The 22348-nt window shown below is 47.9% G+C and carries 18 protein-coding genes; 12 read left to right on the forward strand and 6 right to left on the reverse strand.

Going from position 1 to position 22348, the window contains the following annotated elements:
* Window positions 1–13 precede the first annotated feature (13 nt).
* Window positions 14–814 carry a hypothetical protein gene (locus tag ACHZCY_RS21790; RefSeq protein WP_319550396.1) on the forward strand — a complete coding sequence of 267 codons (801 nt, stop codon included), beginning with the start codon at window positions 14–16 and terminating at the stop codon, window positions 812–814.
* The gene (locus ACHZCY_RS21795) at window positions 807–1451 is read left to right on the forward strand and encodes an RluA family pseudouridine synthase (protein WP_205221203.1); all 645 of its coding nucleotides are present in this window, start codon (window positions 807–809) and stop codon (window positions 1449–1451) included. Before ACHZCY_RS21790 ends, ACHZCY_RS21795 begins: the two co-directional genes overlap by 8 nt.
* Before the next feature lie 6 nt (window positions 1452–1457).
* Here ACHZCY_RS21795 and ACHZCY_RS21800 read toward each other — a convergent pair whose 3' ends face one another.
* From ACHZCY_RS21800 to ACHZCY_RS21815, 4 genes are all read right to left on the reverse strand, one after another.
* Entirely contained in the window at window positions 1458–2468 is a 1011-nt protein-coding gene (locus tag ACHZCY_RS21800) for a LysM domain-containing protein (protein WP_319550397.1), read from the reverse strand.
* Between the two features lie 173 nt (window positions 2469–2641).
* A complete protein-coding gene (locus tag ACHZCY_RS21805; protein ID WP_205221201.1) occupies window positions 2642–3619 on the reverse strand; it encodes a malate dehydrogenase in 978 nt (325 codons plus the stop codon).
* Between the two features lie 409 nt (window positions 3620–4028).
* On the reverse strand, window positions 4029–5297 hold the full coding sequence (locus ACHZCY_RS21810) for a S8 family peptidase (protein ID WP_319550398.1): 1269 nt from the start codon (window positions 5295–5297) through the stop codon (window positions 4029–4031).
* Between the two features lie 209 nt (window positions 5298–5506).
* A complete protein-coding gene (locus tag ACHZCY_RS21815) occupies window positions 5507–6061 on the reverse strand; it encodes an NUDIX hydrolase (RefSeq protein WP_319550399.1) in 555 nt (184 codons plus the stop codon).
* A 356-nt stretch (window positions 6062–6417) separates the two neighbouring features.
* On the opposite strand from ACHZCY_RS21815, the gene ACHZCY_RS21820 reads away from it, so the two are divergent.
* The 10 genes from ACHZCY_RS21820 to ACHZCY_RS21865 all read left to right on the forward strand — a co-directional run bounded on the left by ACHZCY_RS21820 (window position 6418) and on the right by ACHZCY_RS21865 (window position 21067).
* Window positions 6418–8250, forward strand: coding sequence for an SLC13 family permease (locus ACHZCY_RS21820; protein ID WP_319550400.1), 1833 nt, complete (start codon window positions 6418–6420; stop codon window positions 8248–8250).
* Window positions 8251–8387: 137 nt separating this feature from the next.
* Window positions 8388–10022, forward strand: coding sequence for a 2,3-bisphosphoglycerate-independent phosphoglycerate mutase (gene gpmI / locus ACHZCY_RS21825; protein WP_319550401.1), 1635 nt, complete (start codon window positions 8388–8390; stop codon window positions 10020–10022).
* A gap of 378 nt (window positions 10023–10400) precedes the next feature.
* Window positions 10401–10655: a hypothetical protein gene (locus ACHZCY_RS21830; RefSeq protein WP_319550402.1), complete on the forward strand. Its 255-nt coding sequence runs from the start codon at window positions 10401–10403 to the stop codon at window positions 10653–10655.
* Between the two features lie 177 nt (window positions 10656–10832).
* Window positions 10833–11336: a hypothetical protein gene (locus ACHZCY_RS21835; protein WP_319550403.1), complete on the forward strand. Its 504-nt coding sequence runs from the start codon at window positions 10833–10835 to the stop codon at window positions 11334–11336.
* Window positions 11337–11399: 63 nt separating this feature from the next.
* Window positions 11400–12707 (forward strand): anaerobic C4-dicarboxylate transporter, encoded by a 1308-nt coding sequence (locus tag ACHZCY_RS21840; protein ID WP_205221195.1) that lies wholly within the window; start codon window positions 11400–11402, stop codon window positions 12705–12707.
* 28 nt (window positions 12708–12735) lie between these two features.
* Window positions 12736–14604, forward strand: a complete 1869-nt coding sequence (gene aspA / locus ACHZCY_RS21845) for an aspartate ammonia-lyase (protein WP_319550404.1) — start codon at window positions 12736–12738, stop codon at window positions 14602–14604.
* Window positions 14605–15034: 430 nt separating this feature from the next.
* On the forward strand, window positions 15035–15685 hold the full coding sequence (locus tag ACHZCY_RS21850) for a TetR/AcrR family transcriptional regulator (RefSeq protein WP_205221193.1): 651 nt from the start codon (window positions 15035–15037) through the stop codon (window positions 15683–15685).
* Window positions 15686–15721: 36 nt separating this feature from the next.
* A complete protein-coding gene (locus tag ACHZCY_RS21855; RefSeq protein ID WP_205221192.1) occupies window positions 15722–16840 on the forward strand; it encodes an efflux RND transporter periplasmic adaptor subunit in 1119 nt (372 codons plus the stop codon).
* Window positions 16837–19935 carry an efflux RND transporter permease subunit gene (locus ACHZCY_RS21860; protein WP_319550405.1) on the forward strand — a complete coding sequence of 1033 codons (3099 nt, stop codon included), beginning with the start codon at window positions 16837–16839 and terminating at the stop codon, window positions 19933–19935. The genes ACHZCY_RS21855 and ACHZCY_RS21860 overlap by 4 nt, the downstream gene beginning before the upstream one ends.
* Window positions 19936–20446: 511 nt before the next feature.
* Entirely contained in the window at window positions 20447–21067 is a 621-nt protein-coding gene (locus ACHZCY_RS21865) for an MlaC/ttg2D family ABC transporter substrate-binding protein (RefSeq protein ID WP_319550406.1), read from the forward strand.
* Between the two features lie 106 nt (window positions 21068–21173).
* On the opposite strand, the gene trxB is transcribed toward ACHZCY_RS21865, so the two are convergent.
* Together trxB and ACHZCY_RS21875 are read right to left on the reverse strand one after the other, a co-directional pair.
* Window positions 21174–22118 carry a thioredoxin-disulfide reductase gene (gene trxB / locus ACHZCY_RS21870; protein ID WP_205221189.1) on the reverse strand — a complete coding sequence of 315 codons (945 nt, stop codon included), beginning with the start codon at window positions 22116–22118 and terminating at the stop codon, window positions 21174–21176.
* A 14-nt stretch (window positions 22119–22132) separates the two neighbouring features.
* On the reverse strand, window positions 22133–22327 hold the full coding sequence (locus ACHZCY_RS21875; RefSeq protein ID WP_205221188.1) for a YgaP family membrane protein: 195 nt from the start codon (window positions 22325–22327) through the stop codon (window positions 22133–22135).
* Window positions 22328–22348: the final 21 nt, after the last annotated feature.

A 22348-nucleotide genomic window follows, 5' to 3' on the forward strand; every position in this document is an offset into this window, starting at 1 on the left:
GTTGAATCGTGTAATGGAAGTGAACAAAGACAGGCAAAGCTCAACGGAAGAAAACGTGCCTCCATCTTGGGGAATAACGATTGGCGGCTATTGTCGTCACTGCCAAAAGGACCATCGCCTGGAGGCAGGACCTGCGAGACAAGCCTGCCTGGACCTGATGACCAACCTGAGGGTACATCAACGCATAGATTTTCAGGTCCCTCCCCATCAGAGTAATCCACTGTGCCGTACAGACTATTTGTTTGGAGAGGCAAGGGGAAAGATGTTTGGTGCTCTTGTAGGGAGAGATGAACTGGGTAGGGAAAAGATCTTTTATGCTTTTTCCGGTCAATACAATGGTCTTTGGTCTGTGGCTGACTGGGTAGAACCTGTGTTTGACCCTGCGGCCTTTGTTAATGTGACCGAGGACGGTGAGCGGGAGGTGAAAAGGCTGACTCGGGAGATCCGCCGTCTTTCGCCTCAATCTGATCGGCGCAAAGAACTCGTACAAAAAAGGCGGCGGTTGTCTCGGCAATTGATGCAGCAGATTCATGGCTTGTACAGGGTGACTAATTTTCGGGGTGCCGGCGAATTGTTAACTGACATTTTTAATGGTGAAAATGGCCCACCTACCGGTACAGGTGATTGCTGTGCGCCGAAACTCCTGCAACATGCGGCCCTGCATAAGATCGTGCCTGTGGGGCTGGCTGAATTTTACTGGGGTAAAGAAAATGCGTCTCGCTCACGACAACACGGATTTTTTTATCCCTCCTGTGCAACAAAGTGCGAACCTATTCTTGGCTTTTTTCTCTGCGGGTTAGAAAGCGATGTGTAGTCAGCAAAATCTAGAAATTTTGTACCTGGAACCATCATTTGCCGTGGTGAACAAACCTGGCGGTATGCTCGCTGTTCCCGGACGAGGTGCGGATAAACAAGACTGTGTTGTCACCCGTCTGCAAAAGAAGGTATCGGAATGTATAACACAGCCGGCAGTGCACCGATTGGATATGGCAACCTCGGGGCTCATGGTGCTAGGACTGACGCGTACGGCGCACCGGCATCTTTCGCTGCAGTTTGAAAACCGTACCGTGATCAAACGATATGTTGCTGTTGTCGATGGTCTGGTGGATGCAGAAGCAGGGAGAATAGAACTGGCTTTCAGGCTAGATCCGGATAACCGGCCACACCAGGTCTATGATCCTGAATGCGGAAAGCTGGGAGTGACCAAATGGAGAGTTCTGCAACGTTTTCAGCAGCGGACAAAGATTGAATTTTTCCCCGCGACAGGGCGGACCCATCAACTCCGGTTACATTCCAGTCATTCTAAAGGCCTTGGACATCCCATTGTAGGTGACAGCTTATACGGTGATGGCCACCGAGGAGACCAGATGCTGCTCCATGCAACAGGGTTGCAGTTTGTCCATCCGGAAACAGATCGAGTACTTTGCTTTTTTTCTGCGCCGCCATTTTAGACGCCTTTAGCGATTACAAAGATTAACAATGGTTATGGTTTCGGTCTCCAGTTTGAGCTCGACGCCAGGGTAAATGGAGCTGGGGGCAGCCAGCCGGTCCTTGTTCATCCTGTACAGCTTTTCCCTTTCTTTTTCGTTGCAGAAAAGACGATTGGCAATGGAGCTGAGTGTGTCTCCGGGCTGAATGACGTATGTTCCGGCCGTGCCTCGTGCTTGCGGGGGAGTGTTGGCTGTTTTTTTATCAGGCAGGCTGGTTGACGGTGGCGGAAGGAGGCCTACCTGCTGCCGCGGAACGGAGACGGGCTTTTGCAGGGGCAAACTCTGTTGTCCGTTTATTGTAGTTGTGGTGCTGGATTTGGTACTTATAACGGCAGCAGGGATTGGCGCTTCTTTTATCTGGGATACTGAGCCGGGGCTCTTGGCTGTCTCGTCAGCCGGTGGTTTTACAGATGGCCGTTGGATGTTTGTAACCTCTAATTGGGGTGGTGATGAGGTGGCAACCTGTATTTTTTTGAGTAGGTTCGTAGCCGTTTTTTTTGGGGGAATTACTTCAGGTTGTCGTAAAGGTGAAAAGGGCGAGTTGCCGATAAGCCATGCAGAGATGCCCAGCAGAGTGGTCAATAGGCAGGCGATCTTGAGTGTTCGTGCCGTAGGGCGAGCTGGTTTAGCTGGCGGGAGTGGCTGTGTCCGGCGGAGTGATCTGTTTTTTAAGGCCCGGGTGAGAGCAACCGTGTCATGCATTCGGGTGAGCATTGTGCCCAGGTCGGGCAGATCAGTTGCAATTTTTTCAGCCTGATGAAGCAACCGTATACCTTCCTCTACATTTCCTTTTTTTTCTTCAGCATTGGCCTGGTCCATCAACGCATCTGCCGCAGCCTTCACCTCTGCAATGGCTTGCTGCAATGCGGTGCGTTGTTCACCCGTAATGGTGTCAGGGTGCAGTTTAAGCAGGGTGCCGGCCTCGACAATGTGGCCTGCTGCTATTTTTTTCTTAATTAGAGCAATGTTGTCTGACACCCGGATAGTCCTCTCATGTGAACGTTTTGTGAGAGAGTATAGCACATCTCTGGGGAGATAGATGCGTGACCGTAAAGAATTCTATTGATGGTACACTGATTGAGGAGAAAGAGGGAATAAAAAAAGGGGGTGCCCTGTAGGTACCCCCTTTTGACTAACGAGTGATTTAAAACTTACAGCAGATGCTTGATAGCGTCTCTTTCGCCTGTCAGTTCGTCTTGAGTTTCCTGCATACTTTTACGGCTGAAGTCACTAACTTCAAGACCTTCAACGATTTTCCATTCACCGTTTTCAGTGGTGATAGGGAAGGCGTAGATGATATCTTCATCAATGCCGTAAGGGTTGCCGGCACTGTATACACCCATGCTGACCCATTTGCCTTCGCTACCCAAAGCCCAGTCTCTCATATGGTCTACTGCCGCAGAAGCTGCAGATGCCGCACTGGAAGCGCCCCGGGCTTTGATGATAGCGGCACCGCGTTGCTGGACAACAGGGATAAAGTTGTCCACGTTCCATGCGTCGTCGACCAAACCTTTTGCAGCTTCGCCTTTAACGGTGGCATAGCTGATATCTGGATACTGGGTTGCAGAGTGATTACCCCAAACAACCATTTGCTCAATGTCGTTGGCGTGAGCACCTGTTTTTTCAGCAAGCTGAGATTTGGCACGGTTGTGATCCAGACGCATCATAGCTGTGATGTTGCGTGGATTGAGATCCGGTGCATTTTTCAGTGTGATAAGGGCGTTGGTGTTTGCAGGGTTACCAACAACCAGTATTTTTACGTCAGGCTTGGCGTTATCGTTAAGTGCTTTACCTTGGGCGGAGAAAATCTGGGCATTGGCTTCCAGCAGGTCGGAACGTTCCATTCCTGGTCCACGAGGACGAGAACCAACTAAGAGACCAAAATCAATATCTTTAAATGCGACGTTTGCATCATCAGTGGCTACAATGCCGGCAACCAATGGGAATGCACAGTCGTTAAGTTCCATAACAACGCCATTGAGTGCGCCCATTGCAGGCGGAATTTCCAAGAGCTGGAGGATAACAGGCTGATCAGGACCAAGCATACTGCCGCTGGCAATGCGGAAGATGAGGGAGTATGCGATTTGACCTGCTGCGCCGGTAACGGCTACACGTACTGGTGCTTTCATTTTTTTCTCCTTACACTAAAGTTGTCTTAACAGCTGGTAGCCCAAAACGTATCGGGATCTACCGTAACGTAAACAAAAATCCTCAAGATGAGGCATTATTACCATTTATAGTCAGACAATGGTGTGGTTGCCCGGAAAGGTTGATAAGTGGATACACCCTTGCAGATCCTGTGTTTAAAAATAAAAAAAAGAGACACAAGAACTCCAGCCCACACATACCCTTTCATATGCAACCAGCCGTTATTGATACAAATCAATGGATAAAAAGTCAAGCGCTCATTGTCGAGCCGTGCAACATGTTGAAATAGCATTGTTTTTTGGAGGGCGTTTATGAATTGTTATTCATTGTTGTCTGCTGATGAAATGGAATAATAGTGGTTGACCGTGTATGAAGTACTGCCTTGAGTAATTAAAAACGTTTTTGCAGCATGGTACGCACTTCCTGAAGAGTAGCATCGGGGTGGGTGTCAAGGAAAGATGCAATGGTATGGGCAATATAGGCTGTGGAAATGGAGGTGCCGGCAAAGAGCATGGGGGTATTCTCTTCTTTTTGAACAAAAGGTGCAAAACCAGCAGCCTGTACCTCAACAAAAGGGCCAAAATTGGAAGACTCCCACGGGGTTCCATCCGGCTTTAAGGCGCCGACGCCGATAACATTTTCAAAGGCGGCAGGGTAAATGGATTCACCTGTAGCGTCGTTGCCCGCGGCGGCCACCAGAATGAGATCGTTGGCGTTTGCTGTTTGAAGGGCCTGATCAAGAAACTCGCTTTTTGTTGAGCCACCCCAGCTCATGCTGACCACCTTTGCATGGTTGGCCATGGCAAAGTCAAGGGCCTGGATGATGCTGAAATTAGAGGTAACCCCATTTTGATCAAAGACTCGTACCGCTATTACCGGTGAGGTGAGTTGGTCGGCCTGGTTCGCACTTACACCTAATGGGGACACTGCGCCTGAAGCAAGCTGCGCCATCTGGGTGCCGTGCCCTGATGGGTCCTGAATTTGTGAGTATGGCTGTACTGCATCGTAGGTGGCAGCGACCCATGGCAGTGAAAGAGCTTCAGGGGTAAGCCCTGAGTCGAGCACTGCTATGGAGTGGGAGCTCGAAGTGGGCAAGGCGGCAGATCCACCTTTTGCAGGCAGGGAGGCTTCGGCCAAGAAGGGCGAGGGGCGAATGGTATAAGCAAAATGAGGTTCTGTTGAGGCTACGGATTCAAGCTTTGCTACCGTCGACAATAGAGCCTCTATGTCACTGTCGAGCGGGAATGATACTCTGCAAAGACCAGTGGCGTCAATTTTGCCGAGGATGCGACCGCCAATGCTGCGTATGTGTTTTTGGAAAAGGGCGTCAGAAACACGCGTTTTTTTTTGAATGAGCAGTTCACCCGCAAGAATAAGCGATCCCGTGGTGGGATGGCGGATGGTACGGAAAGCATGCGATCTGTTGAAAGGTTCCATCCGGTGCTGCATGTCGGGAGCGAATATTTGTATTGTATGTGGGAGAAAATTGTGGTCTCCATCCTTTTTCCAGGTAATCACATGGTTAACAGAGCGAAGCAGAACCGGAAGTCCTTGGCTGAAGGGGACGTTTTTCAGGTGGACTGAAACCGTTGGGTTTATTGTGGGGTCTGCCTGTATGTCTACTCCATGGATTGAGAGTTCTGCCAGTATCTGTCGCAACGGGGTCTGGTCGGCATGGAGTGTTATACGATCGTTTATGAACCGGATGTGTATGTCTTGTGATGAGACAGTTGAAACACAGGAGAAGGTTGCTAAACAACATAGAAAAAGCCACCTGAAAAAAATACGTGGGCTATATATTGAAAATATTGAGAAACAGTGAGCCCTTAATCCCAAGAGAGAGAGAATGTATGGGGGGGCCATGTTCTTTACATATTGTTGGTGGGGGTCGAATTGGGCATGCTGTAACTAGGGCTGCTGTCAGAATAGCGATCAGCAATTACCATCATCAATGTTTCAAAGGTAAAGCCCCATACAAGCCCCTTGGACGCAGGAAGACACGGGAAAAGTCGCTGCGGACAACGTGGACTCATGGGACGTTGGATGATGTTGGTGTCGTCAGCCGCATATCCCAGTTGCAGCCATTCGTGGGCACTGATTTCTGTTTCCTGCAGTTTGATGGGGGGGCGATGGGTAAGCTCAAAGAGATATGTTGTTACCGGGGTGGGGATTCCAAGATGGTTGCCGGCTTTACGCACTGGGTACTTTTTGATAAAAGAATGTGATGCTAATTCCACGCCGCACTCTTCATAGGTCTCCCGGAGACAAGTGTCCAGAAGGGAGCTGTCTGATGAATCTCTTCGGCCTCCGGGAAAGGCATACTGGCCTGACCATGGGTCTTGAGGGTTACTCGTTCGTTTGAGCACTAAAACCTGAGGGATAGGGTCGGTGCTAATGATGGTTGCTACGGCTGCTTCTCTCAAATCAGGACCTACGCATTTAGTACAACAGCAATCTTTTACAAAGATATTTTACGGATACATATTAAAGATATACAATGATACGGATTATGCAATCTTAAAAATTAATGTAGGTGCAGAGCAGGTTGAGTATCTATTTGAAAAAAATGAGGGAATTCCGACGTTCTTTTTTGCCGGTGCAATCAGGGGTGACAAAGGGTTGCCATGGGTCTATTATGACCGTTATCTCTTTTCGAGAGTTTTTCTTTTTTTCAATAGATACTTAGCAAGATAACAGGGTTGTATCCGCCAAGATACCTTATGTACTATTAGAACTGTTCTTGTCCGAAGTGCATGACGGGAGAGTGAGGGCTACAAATATGACATTTGATATGATGATAGTTTTCGGCCTGCTGGGGTTGGCTGTGATTCTATTTATCTTTGACTTGTTACGGGTTGATCTCGTCGGGTTGTTAATGATGGTGCTGCTGCCATTGACAGGTGTTGTCTCTCCTGAAGAAGCCGTTGCCGGGCTCAGTTCCAATGCGGTTGTTTCCATCATAGCAGTGATGATTTTAGGTGCAGGATTAAATAAAACCGGGGTGATGAACAGTGTTGCTGCTTATATTATTAAGGTTGCAGGCCGAAGTGAAACACGGATTATGCTCATTATTTCATCAACCGTATCGGTTATATCAAGCTTTATGCAGAATATAGGCGCTGCAGCTCTGTTTCTGCCGGCGACAATGCGCATCTCCCGAGAGTTAAACATAGCGGCAAGTAAGATTTTGATGCCCATGGGATTTGCGGCTATTACAGGGGGGTGTCTCACCTTGGTCGGCTCAAGCCCTTTGATTATGCTCAATGACCTGATGGCCGGTTGGTGGGCCAATAACAGTGAAGCTGTTCATGGTGCTCCTTTTGTTCCTTTGGGATTGCTTTCTGTTACCCCCATCGGGATTGCTCTGCTGATCGGCGTACTCGTTTACTTTCTTTTTTTGGGCCGAAAACTACTGCCAAGTGATGCCTGTTCCCTTGATGAAGATTGCATGGATAAGAGGCTCGAAAAAATTTACGGCCATGATGTTGGCCACAGCTATGAGGTGCAGGTTCCGTTTACTGCCTCTTCGGCAACTTTGGGTGAGTTGGAATTACGACCACTTTATCATCTAACAGTCATCGGTATTGCTAAGCAAGGTGGACGTGAGAAGATCCTGGCACCGATGCGGGACTCTCGTATTGACCCTGGAGATTCTTTATGGATCATGAGCTCAAATAGCAATATCAGGGAGGCTGCCGGGGAACTGTCGTGGAAAGTCAAGGATGAACACGATATTTTTGCCAAGGAAAATTCAAAAGAAGAAAGCGGGGTTGTTGAAGGGGTCGTCATTCCTCAATCCAATCTGAGTAATCATAGTATGGAAGATCTGCGGTTCCGGGAGCTTTTTCAAGTCAATCCCCTTGCAATTGTTCGGGGTGAAGAGCTGATCATGGAGGAGATTAACATAACGAAACTCAGACAAGGCGATACCATTCTTCTCCAGGGAAAATGGCCTCAGTTTCGTTTGCTGCAGCAGAAAATGGATGTTGTTTTTATTGAGGAAATACTAGGTGAAGAGTTAAAACCGGATCGTATTCGATGTGCTGTCTTTTTTCTTCTCCTTTCCCTTGTCTTGGCTCTTGTGTTCAATGTCAAGCTTTCCATCGCTCTTCTCACGGGGGCACTGGGAATGATATTGACCCGTATTATCCCTGCCGACAGAGCCTATGAAGCAGTTGACTGGCGGACGGTTTTTCTTCTCTCCGGTCTTATCCCGCTGGGTACAGCCTTTGAAAATACAGGCGCTGCAGCATATTTAGCGACCACGCTCTTGGATTCAATCGGAACCCCTGGGCCTTTACTGCTTATGTTCGTCATTTCTTTGCTCACTGCCTTCTTTTCGCTGGTTGCCTCAAATGTTGGCGCTGCCGTGCTGATGGTACCGTTGGCAATGAATATGGCTGCCGGCATTGGCTCCAATCCGGTGGTGGCAGCAATGGTGGTGGGACTTTCAGCTTCTAATACATTTGTGCTGCCGACTCATCAAGTTAACGCTTTGATAATGCGTCCCGGTGGTTACAGAACAAAAGATTATATGAAAACCGGTATCGGAGTCACCATAATGTATACCTTTATTCTTGTGGGCTGCCTGGGGCTCTTTTACTCAATTTGAGGTGAAGAAATGGGAGAGACTAGAATCCAAAAAGAGAGTAGTAGGGAGGTGCCGGCATTTTTGTCTGATTTTTGCTGGGCATACAGCTTGATCCTCTCTTACCAACAAATGCTTAACGAAAAGGATACCTATAACCAATGAGTCAATTACAATTATTACCTTTGCCCGGGTATAAATCGTTTGCCGGTCCTGTCGTGACCATTATTCTTGATGGCGTTGGGCTTGGTCCTCAGGATGCCAGTGATGGTGTGCATGTTGCTTACACTCCTGTCTTGGACGCAGTTTTGAAAACCCCGCTGGCAACCCGTTTGAAGGCACATGGTACGGCAGTCGGGTTGCCCAGCGATGACGATATGGGTAATTCAGAGGTCGGGCACAATGCCTTGGGTGCCGGACGCATTTTTTCCCAAGGAGCTAAGTTGGTTAATGAGGCACTCCGTTCCGGTGCGGCCTTTCAGGGGAAGTCGTGGGCCAAGGTTCTCGCCCGTGCGAAAAACGGAGGGACACTCCATCTGATAGGAATGGTTTCCGACGGTAACGTGCATAGCCACATCGGCCAGTTGTTTACTCTATTGGAGGAGTGTGCCCGTAGCGCATTGAAAAAGGTCAGAGTACATGGTCTGCTCGATGGTCGGGATGTGGAACCAAAAAGTGGGTTAAAATACTTCGGTGCTCTGGAAGAAAAGTTAGAGCAGCTTTCCGCACCAGGTGAGCGGGATTATCGTATTGCTTCCGGAGGTGGACGGATGGTGACCACTATGGATCGATATAATGCCGACTGGCAGGTGGTTGAAAGGGGTTGGAAGGCACATGTGCTCGGTCAGGGGCGTTATTTTGCTTCGGCTACGGAAGCAATAGAGACTTATTACCGTGAAGACCCTGCCATGACAGATCAGTACATGGACAGCTTTGTGATCGTGGAGGATGGCAATCCTGTTGGAACCATTGAAGATGGAGACGCAGTGATCTTGTTTAACTTCCGCGGTGATCGAGCTATTGAAATATCCAGAGCATTTGATGAGCCCGAATTTACAGCCTTTGATCGTCAGCGTTACCCTGATGTGTATTATGCCGGCATGATGCAGTATGACGGAGATGCGAAAATACCAAACAACTATCTGGTGGATCCCCCGGAGATAGACAAGACTCTTGGTGAGTATTTTTGCAATAACCATATTACCTCTTATGCTATTTCAGAAACCCAGAAATTCGGTCATGTAACTTTCTTCTGGAATGGGAACCGATCCGGTTATATAGATGAGAAACTAGAAACATATGTCGAAATCCCATCGGATAAAATTACCTTTGATCTGCGCCCCTGGATGAAAGCAGAAGAGATTACCAGCGAAGTGATCAAAGCGGTAAAGAGTGAAAAGTATAAGTTTATCCGTCTTAATTATGCCAACGGGGATATGGTCGGTCATACCGGTGTTGAAGGTGCAGTGCGGATAGCGGTGGAAACCGTGGACCTTTGTCTGGGGCGATTGCTCGCCGCCGTCAAGGCTGTAGGCGGGGTCGCAGTAATAACTGCCGACCATGGTAATGCCGATTGCATGTGGACCCAAAAAAACGGTGAACAGTTGCCAATGGTGGCCCATACCAAGAATCCAGTCCCTTTTGTTATTGTTGATTATAATCAGGCAAATAGTTTCACTCTGACCAAGATCGAGTCTGCTGGTTTGGCTAATGTTGCCGCGACCCTTTGTAATTTGTTGGGGTATGAAGCTCCAGTTGACTATGAACCTTCTTTGCTTGCATTGTGTGAAAAATAAGTAATTCCTTGCGGTGAATGTTTCTCTGCGGCCCGAATGAAAGCCGGCACGTTAACCGATAAGAGCTCTTGACAAGAGGTGCCCGTTCCACCTGTGGGTGATGATGAATGAGACTTTTATTCATGTCACCCTTTTGTACTTTTGAAGTTCCCCTCTCTTTTTGTTGTCCTGTTATTTTTTGGTAATTGATTGGTAGTGGCCAATCGTTAGTAAAAGTTTGTTTTCGTTAGTTTGCTCTGCGTGGTTTTGAGCGTTCTCTTGTTACTTGGCAACTAGTGAGGATATGGTTATATATCTACTAGATATGTTTTGTCTTTTTGTGGTTTCGCTGTATGCTGCCGGTATATAGCAGGGTGGACTATTTTTTGAGGTGATGCAATGTATGATGTCAATGCGGGTGATGTGTTGTGCCGGGTGGACACATATGAGCTTTATCGCTCAGATAGAACCCTGACTATTAAGGTGCAGGAGGTGTTGACCGAGAGTGTTTACAAGTTCAGGGCCATTCCCTGTGTACAGCTTGTCGAATCTTCTGAGCAGTATAAGGGTATGGGAGGGACAGGTGAAGGAGCCCTCAATGATTGTTTGGTAAAAATTAAACATATGCGTTTGGTGGAGGGTTTCTTCCCTTGATCACTGCGCGGGTATTTTGAAAAAACATTTTTCAAAATATCCAATGACGATAATGGGAGATGTAACAGGGCTTGAGCTGGGGATGAGAAGACGGCATTTGTAGGTATGAGCGAACAAAGATTGTTGAAGAAGGAACAACGCGGTTTCTTAGGTAGCTAACCTTACAGGGGGACGGAGATGCACATACAACGCTCTATGATTTTGATTTGTTTCAACCTTTTCTTTTTGCTTGTGATCGTTGAAGGCTACGCAGCGCAAGCTGAAAGTTCTTTTAGCGGTACCTGGAGTGCTAATGGTACCAAGGAGGGCTTGTCTTTCGGCAAAGACAGGGAGGTCGCACTTTTTAAGTTGGCTGGTCTTGTGCATCTCCAGGACAGTGTTGGTACTCAAACGGATTATTGGTCAGAGTGTATTGGCCTTGGTGACACCCAAAACGGAAGTGATATCAGGTGTGTCTGGAGAAGCCTTGATGGGCAGCAAGTGTATATTGTACTCCAGGCTAAACAAATGGCAGAGGGAACACTCGTTACCGGCGAGATTGTTGGTGGCACAGGCAATTTGGCAGGGATAAAGGGAACACTTGGTTTTCAATGGTCCACCTTGTCGTTTCAAGGGACAGGTAAGCTCGAAAGCGTGGGAGGATATGCCAAAGGCCTGAAAGGCACCTATATATTACCCTAAACAGGAATGTATCAATGAATAATCAAATGCTTTCGCTTTACTGCATGAGAGGAAGGAGGATTTATGTGGGTGCTTGAACTGTTGGTTGTATTGCTATTTATCTGGCTGGGAGCTCGGTTGGGCAGTATTGGTATCGGCTTTGCCGGCGGCTTTGGTGTACTTGTTCTTGGATTTGTATTTGGGTTGGAGCCGGGCAGTATTCCGACCGATGTTATTCTCATCATAATGGGAGTGATTGCAGCAATTGCCGCTATGCAGGAAGCGGGCGGTCTCGACTACCTGGTCCATATTGCAGAAAAGGTGCTCAAAAGTAATCCTAAATACATTACCTTTCTTGCTCCGGTTGTCACCTATGTGATGACCATGTTTGCAGGTACCGGACATACTGCTTTTTCCACCCTGCCTGTGATTGCCGAGGTCGCCAAACGTGAAGGCATCCGCCCCTCCCGACCACTGGCTATTGCCACCGTCGCTTCCCAGATTGCTATTACCGCCTCTCCCATCTCTGCGGCAGTCGTCTTTTTCTCAGCAGAGCTGGAAAAGGTTGGAGTCGACTATGTACAGCTTTTAATGATTGCTATCCCTTCCAGTTTTATAGCGGTTATGCTTAGCGCAGTGTTTACTAATTTCATGGGCAAGGATCTCAAAGATGACCCTGTGTATCAGGATAGGGTCGCCAAAGGCTTGGTCAAGGATGTTACAGAGACCCAGTCGCAAAAGGTAATAACGCCTGAGGCAAAACGGTCGGTCCTTATTTTCGGTATTGCCCTTGCCTGTGTGGTTTTTTACGCGACCGCCATCAGCTCCACGGTTGGTCTCATTAAAGAGCCGGTCCTTGCCCGCGATCATGCCATCATTACCTTTATGCTTGCCGCGGCAACTCTAATTACCATGTTGTGCAAAGTGGAGGCGAAAAATATTCTTAATGCTTCCACTTTTAAATCAGGGATGAGCGCCTGTATCTGTGTGCTTGGGGTTGCCTGGCTGGGAACCACCTTTGTTGCTGCACATTTGGATGAGATTAATGTGTTTGCGGCCACGCTTCTTGAATCCAAGCCTTGGTTGTTGGCAGTGGTCCTCTTTTTTGCAGCCATGCTTCTTTACTCACAGGCTGCAACCACCAGGGCATTGATGCCCGCAGCGCTAGCACTCGGTGTCAGCCCGGTAGCAGCGATCGCATCCTTTGCCGCAGTGAGTGCCCTGTTTGTGCTTCCAACTTATCCAACTTTGCTGGCCGCAGTAGAGTTTGATGATACCGGTTCCACCAGAATCGGTAAGTATGTTTTTGACCATCCCTTTCTACTCCCCGGTACGCTAACGATTGTTTTTGCGGTAGGCCTGGGCTTTGTGTTTGGCGGAATCATTTTATAATCCTCATTTCCATCGAAAGGAACATCCTATGAAGATAGATAAAAGTGTTATCAGGCAGGCGGCAAAGGCTTCGGGTATCAGCGAAGAAGATTTGATTCTGTTTTTTAAGGAGGGCGAGCGGAAAGTATATAAACCCAATGAATGGCTTTTTCAGGAGTCCACGCCTCGCAAATGGGCTGGGATAATTTTGGACGGGGATATTGAGCTTGTCCGCGGGCTGCATGGTTCTTCGCGTCATGTTGCAACCATGATTGCCGGAGCGCTTCTCAGTGAAGGGGCTTTTTTGGAAGGCGATTCGCACAGTAATGGTGCCTTTACCAGAAATGGAGCGGAAGTATGGCAGATATCAAGGGAAAAGATTGAGGCGCTGCGCGAACAGAAGCCGGATATGTTTTACCGGATTATTTCCAGGGTGGCGGTGGGCATAAATCGCCGTCTACGGGTTCTATCAAGTCAACTGTATCATAACAAGCAGGATGTACAGGTGATGAGCGGTTTCCGCCTGGAGCATGATTCTCTCGGGCAGCGGGAGGTGTCTGATCATGTCTACTACGGTGTGCAGACCCAACGGGCCATGGAGAATTTTCCCATTTCCGGTGTGTTTGTCAGTAATTTCGAACACCTGGTTGAAGGGTTGGCCATGGTCAAGAAGGCTGCCGCTTTGACCAACTTTGAACTAGGCGCCATTGACGAACCCAAGATGAAAGCCATCTGCGCCGCCTGCGATGAACTGCTTGCCGGTAAGTTACGGGAACAGTTTACAGTGGATATGTTCCAGGGAGGAGCCGGTACCTCAACCAATATGAATGCCAACGAGGTTATTGCCAACCGTGGTCTGGAAATCATGGGGTACAACAAAGGGGAGTACCAGTATTTGCATCCCAATGACCATGTCAACTGCTCTCAGTCGACAAATGATGCCTATCCCACCTCTATTAAATTGGCTGTACTGCTGTCCAACCGGAACCTGGTCCGGGCAATGACCGGCTTAAAGGAGGCGCTGGAAAACAAGGCCGAAGAGTTTGCCCATGTATTAAAGATGGGGCGTACTGAAAATCAGGATGCCGTACCCATGACACTTGGTCAGGAGTTTAGTGCCTATGCAGTGATGATTGATTCTGCCATCAAGGCAACTGAGCGGGCAGCCTATGAATTTCTGGATATCAACATGGGTGCCACTGCTATCGGCACCGGTATCAACAGTCCTCCCGGTTATTCCAATATGGTCACCCAAAAATTGTCGGAAGTCAGTGGGTTTGAACTGCGAAGAGCCAAAAATTTGGTTGAGGCAACCCAGAATGCCGGAACCTTTGTGGCCATGTCTGCCACATTAAAGCGTGCGGCTGTACAGATCTCAAAGATCTGTAACGATCTGCGCTGGATGTCTTCTGGGCCAAGGTGTGGGCTCAACGAAATCAATCTGCCGGCTATGCAGCCTGGGTCCTCAATCATGCCGGGCAAGGTGAATCCTGTTATTCCTGAGTTGGTTAACCAGATCTGTTACCAGGTCATGGGGTACGACGCGGTGGTTTCCATGGCCGCAGAAGCATCGGAACTTGAATTGTGTATGGCCGAACCCATCATTGCCTATGATTTGCTCCACGGGATGATGATTTTGAAAAACGGTTGCGTTACTCTGGCTGCTCGTTGTGTAACCGGTATTGAGGCTAACGAGGACGTCTGTAGAAACTATGTAGAAAACAGTATTGGCCTGGTCACCGCACTGGTGCCGGTCATTGGTTATGAGCAGTCGGCCGCCATTGCCAAGGAAGCACTTAAAACAGGCGGTAGTGTCTATTCCCTTGTTTTGGAGAAAGGGTTACTCACCCAGGAGCAACTTGATGATATGCTTCGTCCCGAAAATATGACGGACCCTCGGGAAATTCCGAAAAAATAAAGCGTTACTTTGCCGTTGTTTTTATCACAGGTAATCCACCGATTTTTGGTGGATGCCTGTGATGCATTTTTCAGCACCAAACTTCCTCTCTTGAAGGGTGGCATTCTGAAAAAAGCATGCGTCCCAGTCTAGATCACTAGTATCATTTCCCCTCGTATTCCGTTTTTTACCACACAGCATGCAGACAACGACCCGCCTGCGGTCATATTTTTAAGCGGTTATTTCGCCGTGAAAAAGTGGTCGCCTAGATGGGACTGTCCTGATGTTTGTAATTTCCTGAAATCATATTTTTTTTCACACTCTTTCCCTGTCGGCTAACTATAGGGAAAAGGGGTGAAAATAATAATTGTTGACATGTTTGGTCGTTTGACTTAATAAGTTGGTCTTTTGTTTTTAAAAGTAGGTCGAATGTTATTAGTAAAGGGCGAGTATGGCACAAACAACGAGAGAGCAGCTTATTCTTGCAGGAGGCGAGCTTTTTGCCGAACATGGATATGATGGGGTCAGTACCAGGGCCATTGCAGAAAAGGCCGGCGTTAATCTGGGGAGCATTCACTACCATTTTGGTAGCAAAGAAAATCTATACATAGAGGCCTTTAGGCATGCTATGGCCGAGAAACGTTGCAATGGTTTTTTGGAAGTGCTGGAGGAAAATCCGATCCTTGCGGAACATCCTGCCGGTCAGGCCGAAATTATCCGTACGGCTGTCTTTAGAAATTTCCATGAGTTTTTTAAGCCGGACAAACCAAGGTGGGAACGCCGGTTGCTTATCCGTGAGATAGTTAATCCCTCATCCGCTATGCCGCTTTTAGTTGAGCGTTTATTTATACCTGACATGGAAAAAACCCGGGAGTTTTATCGGAAAATTAAACCCGGGGCCGATGACAAAGAGGCAAATACATGGATGGATATGCTTCATGCCCAAATTGTATTTTATGGAGCAACGGAGCAGATATTTGAGCTGGCTCGAGGTGAGAAAATAACAGATGTCGCCTTTTACCGTGAAGCGGCAAAGACCGTTTCCAGGGCAATGATCCTGCAGCTTGATTTGCCTCTGCCTGAAGATTTAAAGCACTGCTGAACAGTTAGGCATTAATTTTATACAAGAGATAATGTGATGAAGAAACGGAACAATGTATTGCTGTTACTGGTGGTTTTAGCTGCCATCGGTGCGTTTACCTGGAAGGATTCTCTTTCAAGCATGATGGCTGAGAAAGAGACAGGTCCTCTTGAACTGTTTAAGGCCGCCAGGCCAGTGCCGACAGCATCGGTACAGCTGATGTCAGCAGTTGAAAGTCGTACTTTCCCCGGATCTGTCAGAGCCAAAAGGCGGGTTGAAATAGGTTTCTCCGTTGCCGGGCTACTGGAAGAATTAAACGTGCTCGAAGGGAAAAATATTAACAAGGGAGATGTCTTGGCACGGCTTGATCCCCGGGATTTTCAGCATGCATTAGATGCCTCGCTTGCATCATTTAATGATGCGCAAAGAGCATATGAAAGAGCCAAGGACCTTCATATGCGAAAGGTCATATCCAAGGCCAAATATGATGCTGCGCAAACAGCATATGAAGTAGCGGGTGCGGATTTAAAGTTAAAAAGAAAGGCCCTTGCCGATACGGTTCTCTATGCCCCTTTTGATGGAGTGGTTTCCAAACGGTATGTAGAAAATTATGAGCATGTCAAAGAGCGTACACCGGTAGTTGCATTTAAAGATCTGACAATGATTGAGGTGGTGGCCAAAGTGCCGGAAAGGCTGATTGCTAAAGGCGGTGTAGAGCAGTTTGATGCCATTGCGGTAAAATTTGATGCCGAACAGGATGTTTGGTTCCCTGCTACGATAAGGGAATACAGCGTGCAGTCTGATCCGGTATTAAGAACGTATGAAGTGGTTGTAACTTTATCTCCACCCGCTTCTCTGGAAATTTTACCTGGGATGACAGCCACTGTCCGTCTGCAGAGCACCCTGGAGCCGGCCGGTGTGGCGGCCAGGTTCAGCGTTCCGGTCGAGTCTCTTGTCGGTGGAAATGATGGTAAGTCCTATGTGTGGGTCATTCCTGCCAGTGGCGGTAATCCGAAGAAAACTGAGGTCACTGTCGGTTCTCTGACCAATAATGGGGTGGTTATCCTGCAAGGACTTTCAGGAAAGGAACAGGTGGCAACGGCAGCTGTGCATACCTTGTTGGAAGAAATGCAGGTCCGACCGGTGGCAGACGGAAAAGAGGGGCTTGACGGATGAAATTGGTGCGTTACGCCCTCGAAAACAGGGCAGTTATTCTTGTGTTGATCGTTTTTCTATTTATTGGGGGCTATCTTTCCTATGAGCGCTTGGGAAGGCTGGAAGACCCTGATTTTACCATTAAGGAAACCGTCATATATACTCTATATCCAGGTGCTACAGCGGAAGAGGTGGAGTTGGAGATAACCGAGCCGCTGGAAACAGCAATTCAGCAGCTGAAACAGCTGGAAGAAGTCCGGTCCATTTCTCGCTCCGGGGTTTCCATCATTTATGCTGAAGTGCAGGATAAATACGATAAGGAGACCCTGCCTCAGGTGTGGGATGAGTTGCGGCGAAAAATTGGTGACGCTGCCAGTGCGTTGCCGCCAGGCAGCTATTCCCCCATCATTAATGATGATTTTGGTGATGTATATGGCATTTTCTTTGCCATAACCGGAGACGGGTATTCGCAACATGCTCTCCAAGAGATTGCAGAAGACCTGCGTAAAGAGCTGCTGCTTTGTGAGGATGTGGGGCGGATCGATTTCTGGGGAATGCAGGAGGAAGTCGTTTATGTAGAGATAGATCGGGTTAAGTCTGCTCAACTCGGTATTCCGCCAGCCGCTATATTCCAGACCATCAGTCAGCAAAATACTGTCTCCGACGCCGGCAAGGTTAAGGTGGGGCCCCACGATGTGCGTCTGCGCGTGTCCGGCGACTATGCGGATGTGCTTGATATTGGTGAGCAATTGATCCGTTCCGGGGATTCCGGGACCATGATCAGGATCAAGGATGTGGCAACTATAGAGAAAGGGTATCTCGATCCACCGCAGCAGCTGCTGCGACGCGATGGACTACCTGCGGTAGGACTGGGAATATCAACGGTATCGGGCGGTAACGTCGTTACCATGGGTAATGCGGTCAAGGACAAACTGATTGAACTGGAAGGGCGGTTACCGGTCGGGGTGACACTCAATACCATTGCTTACCAGGCAGACACCGTCAATACGGCTGTGAATGGGTTTGTTCTAAACCTTTTTGAAGCTGTTTTGATTGTGGTAGTGCTTCTAGTCATTTTTATGGGCGTGCGTGAAGGTTTTATTATAGGGGGAGTGCTGCTTCTGACTATCCTGGCAACCTTCATTTGCATGTTTATTTTTGAAGTTAACCTGCAGCGTATCTCTTTGGGAGCTCTGATTATAGCCTTGGGGATGCTGGTAGATAACGCCATTGTAGTTGCCGAGGGGATTGTTATTAAACATCAGCTGGGGGTTGGCAAGAAGGAGGCAGCAATACAGACCGTTGCTGAAACCCAATGGCCATTATTGGGGGCGACGATTATTGCCATTCTTGCCTTTGCCGCTATATCGCTTTCCAAGGATGTTACCGGTGAATTCCTGGGTAGTCTGTTTCAGGTCATAGGCCTGTCGTTGATGCTGAGTTGGATACTGGCAATAACCGTTGTGCCTTATCTTTGTGTTACTTTTCTCCCTGATCAGCCGAAAAATAATGGCGCCTTGTATGATAACGTTTTTTTTCGTGGTTATCGGGCATTTTTACAGGCTTGTATTACCTTCAGGTGGCTGACGATCTCAGCCGTTATCGGCATGCTTGCCCTTGCCATATACGGTTTTGGTTTTGTGGATCATAATTTTTTCCCTAATTCACCGCGACCGCAATTTACCATCGACATGACTCTGCCGGAAGGTACCCACATAGAGGAAACAGCAGCCCAGTTGAAGAAACTTGAAGCTTATGTGAGCTCTTTGGAGGGGGTTTCCGACGTCACAACCTTTGTTGGTGGGGGAGCACTTCGCTTTATTTTGACCTATTCACCGGAAATGCCAAACAGTAGCTATGGGCAACTCCTTGTTTCTGTATCGGACTACCGGCTAAATGCTCAACTTATTCCTGAGGTGGCAGAGTATATCAATACCCATTTCCCCGACGCGGTGAGCAAGGTTGAGGCCTTTAAACTTGGTCCAAGCAGTGAGGCTGTGGAGGCTCGTTTTATCGGGTCAGATATTGAAGTGTTGCGTGATCTGGCGGATCAGGCAAAGGTTATTATGTGGAAACATGAAAATACCAATACTGTCCAGTCGGACTGGGCGGAAAAAGTGAAAGTGGCCTCTGTCAACATGGCTGCAACACGTTCACGTGAAATTGGTGTTACCAGGCCGGAGATAGCAACTGCGTTGGCTGCAAATTTTTCCGGGACAGCGGCCGGGCTGTATCGCGAAGGGGAGGATCTGTTGCCGATTATTGTCAGGCAGCCCCTGCAACAACGTTCCGGTATTGACAACCTGCATGAGGTCATGGTGTGGAGTGATGTAGCTGGTCAGGCTGTTCCAATTGATCAGGTGGCCAATGGGAGTGTAACCCAGTGGGAAGATCCGGTTATTCAGCGCCGGAACCGGATGAGGACCATAACCGTGTCGTGTCAGCAGGTAAAAGGTACGGCGGATGCTCTTTTCAGAGAACTTCGCTCAGACATTGAGGCCATTGATCTGCCTCAGGGATATGTTCTTGAGTGGGGGGGAGAGTATGAAAGTTCCGGTGATGCTAATCGGAAATTGATGTCCAAGGTGCCGCTGGCATTTGCCGTGATGTTTTTTATTTCGGTAATGCTTTTTAATACCTTACGTCATCCTGTTATTATTTTCCTCGGCCTGCCATTGGCCTTGATTGGTGTTGCTGCTGGTTTACTCATTTTCAAACAACCTTTTGGATTTATGGCCTTGCTTGGCTTTTTAAGTTTATCCGGGATGTTGATGAAGAATGAGATCGTTTTGTTGGATCAGATAAATATTGAACTGGCCGCAGGGAAGCATCCATATCAGGCAGTCATTGATTCTGCAGTGAGTCGTGTTCGGCCTGTTTCCATGGCTGCATTTACCACTGTTTTGGGTATGGTGCCATTGCTGTGGGATGCGTTTTTTGCTGCTATGGCGGTTACCATAATGGGTGGGCTGACGTTTGCGACCGTATTGACGCTGGTGATTGTTCCTGTTCTCTATTGTACGTTTTTTAGAGTTTCAGAACATATGGATGTTCGCACTGGAAGCACGAAGGTGGAGCAACACGGAGACAGTTGTCTAGTTTATAAGGTAAATTAGCTGCCGGGAGACAGACGTGAACGGTTGGTTTGCCTCAAAGAGGATCCGTTCTGGTGGAGCAAAGATGAAGACAAATGATATTGCCTGCAGCGTGATTGTTTGCGATAGGTGCAAACGGCGGGTAGGAGTAGAGCGGATAAACCTCCTGCCTGGGCATGTTTTATGTTGGAGGTGCCTTGTCGTACGAACTATCTTGTCGGTGTTGAAGAGTGGCGCAACATCTGTTGGTCACTGAAAAGAAGGGTTCGTAGGTTGATAGTTTTTTTGGTATGAAAATTGCTTTTCTGTAGCTGCTGGACAGCAACCAAGGAGTGGTAAAGATAGATTTTATCAGTGAACAGTATTTTGAATAACGAGAGCGTTCGTCCATGATTCAGGCATGCTAAAAAAATGCACAGGTATTTAGCGAATATTGGAGTCTTCGTTTACCTTGGATGATAATTTATTGGCATAAAAACAAGATTGGGCGAAAAAACAATTGTCTGAGATGGAGTAAAAGAGAAGGATTGTTATGAAGAAAAGGCTCATGGCAGTAGTGATAGTTGTAGCGGGGTGTATGTGGAGCGGGGCATATGATAACGCACTGGCACTCCCGGATCCGACAGAACAGTTACGGCCTTTTGTCGCTCAAATTATACAGGTGTTGAGCGATCCAGGGGATGATGGGGCGGCTGAAAGTAAAGTTGATCGTATTATGGCGGTGGCACAAGAGGGGTTTGATTTTAGAGAGATGTCAAAGCGAGTACTGGGTAGGCATTGGAAGGAAATCTCACCTGAGGAGCAGGAGCAATTTGTAGAATTGTTTACCGAGCTATTGAAATATGCCTATGTAAGTCAAATGGAAAATTACACTAACCAAAAGGTTGAATATGGCAAGCAGAGGATCAGGGGAAAGCGAGCCCAGGTGCAGACGGTGTTGGTCGATGGGGAAAGAAAAATACCGGTTTCTTATATTATGCTGCTACGTGGCGAGCAGTGGAAAGTCTATGATGTGGTAGTGGAGGGCGTCAGTCTGATCCGTAACTATCTTGAACAGTTTCAGGAAATTTTACGCAAAGACGACTTTAAAAACTTAACCCAGCAGCTCAAAAATAAAATTGTTGAATTCCAAAAAGGTGAGACTGTTGGGTAGAAAACACCGGCATATGTATTATGGGTCGGCTCTGCCGACCAGAAGCGCCTTTTGAGTGCGCCTGGTCGGCGTGAGTTCTAAACATGCGGTAGAAGACCCGTTTTTTTTAGTGCTGACTGCCTTTTTTGGCTTCCACAAAGTGGGCGGCTGCCAGAGCTGCCGTGGCACCTTCTCCTGAGGCAACGACGATTTGTTTTGCGTATTTTTGTCGTAAATCTCCAATCACATAAATGCCGGGCATGGTTGTTTCGCCCTTGCAGTCGGTCATGACAAAGCCATCAGCATCCATTGGCGTTCCAGCAGGAATCAGCTGGTTGTTAGGATCAAAGCCAACAAAAATAAAAATGCCGTCTGTTGCTAAACGACTCTCTTCGTTGGTGAGGGTGTTTTGCAGTTCCACCTCCGAAACGCCTGTGTCGTCTGCGTTTATTTTTGTTACAATGCTATTCCACAGTATATCTATTTTCGGCTCTGCCTTTATCCGCTTCTGCAGAATCATTCCTGCACGCAGTTCATCTCTGCGGTGAACCAGGTAGACTTTTTTGGCGAGCTTCGCTAAATAGAGTGCTTCTTCGGTTGCAGAATCACCACCACCCACAACAACTACGGTCTTGTTGCGGAAGAAAAAACCGTCGCAAACCGCACAGTAAGAAACACCTTTGCCGTAGTATTCATCTTCACCCGGGATGTTGAGTTTTTTCGGACTGCCGCCAACGGCAATGATGACGGTATGCGCAGGGTATACGTCGCCATTGGCAAGGCGAACGGTATGATAATCCAGGCCCGGCTCTATAGCGGTAACTTCTTCTTGAATAATATCAAGATCATACGATTTGGCATGAGTGAGAAAGTTTTCAGCCAGTTCCTGGCCGGTGATATTTTTAATCCCAGGCCAGTTTTCCACGGTATCAGTCGATGCCATCTGGCCACCAGGTAATCCTTTTTCAATCAGCACGGTTTTCAGTGCCGCACGCTGGGCGTAAATACCAGCCGTTAGACCACCCGGTCCTCCACCGACAATAACGAGGTCGTGCATTTCTTTTTGAGTCATATTTTTTTCCAGTTTCATTTTTGTTCAGGGACGCCAAGGCGTTTGAGAATGATGGCCATGGGGCAAAATCCGGTAAATCCAAATTGAAACAGATTTGCGCCCACAAAGGCGGTAAAGAAAAGCCAGTAGCTGCTTACCCACACTCCCAGTGCGAGACTGATGAGAATGAAAAAACCTGCCATGACATGAATCCAGTCATTAATTACCATAATCTACACTCCTTTGAAAAA

Source organism: Desulfogranum marinum (assembly GCF_963675105.2).
Lineage (GTDB): Bacteria > Desulfobacterota > Desulfobulbia > Desulfobulbales > Desulfobulbaceae > Desulfogranum > Desulfogranum marinum.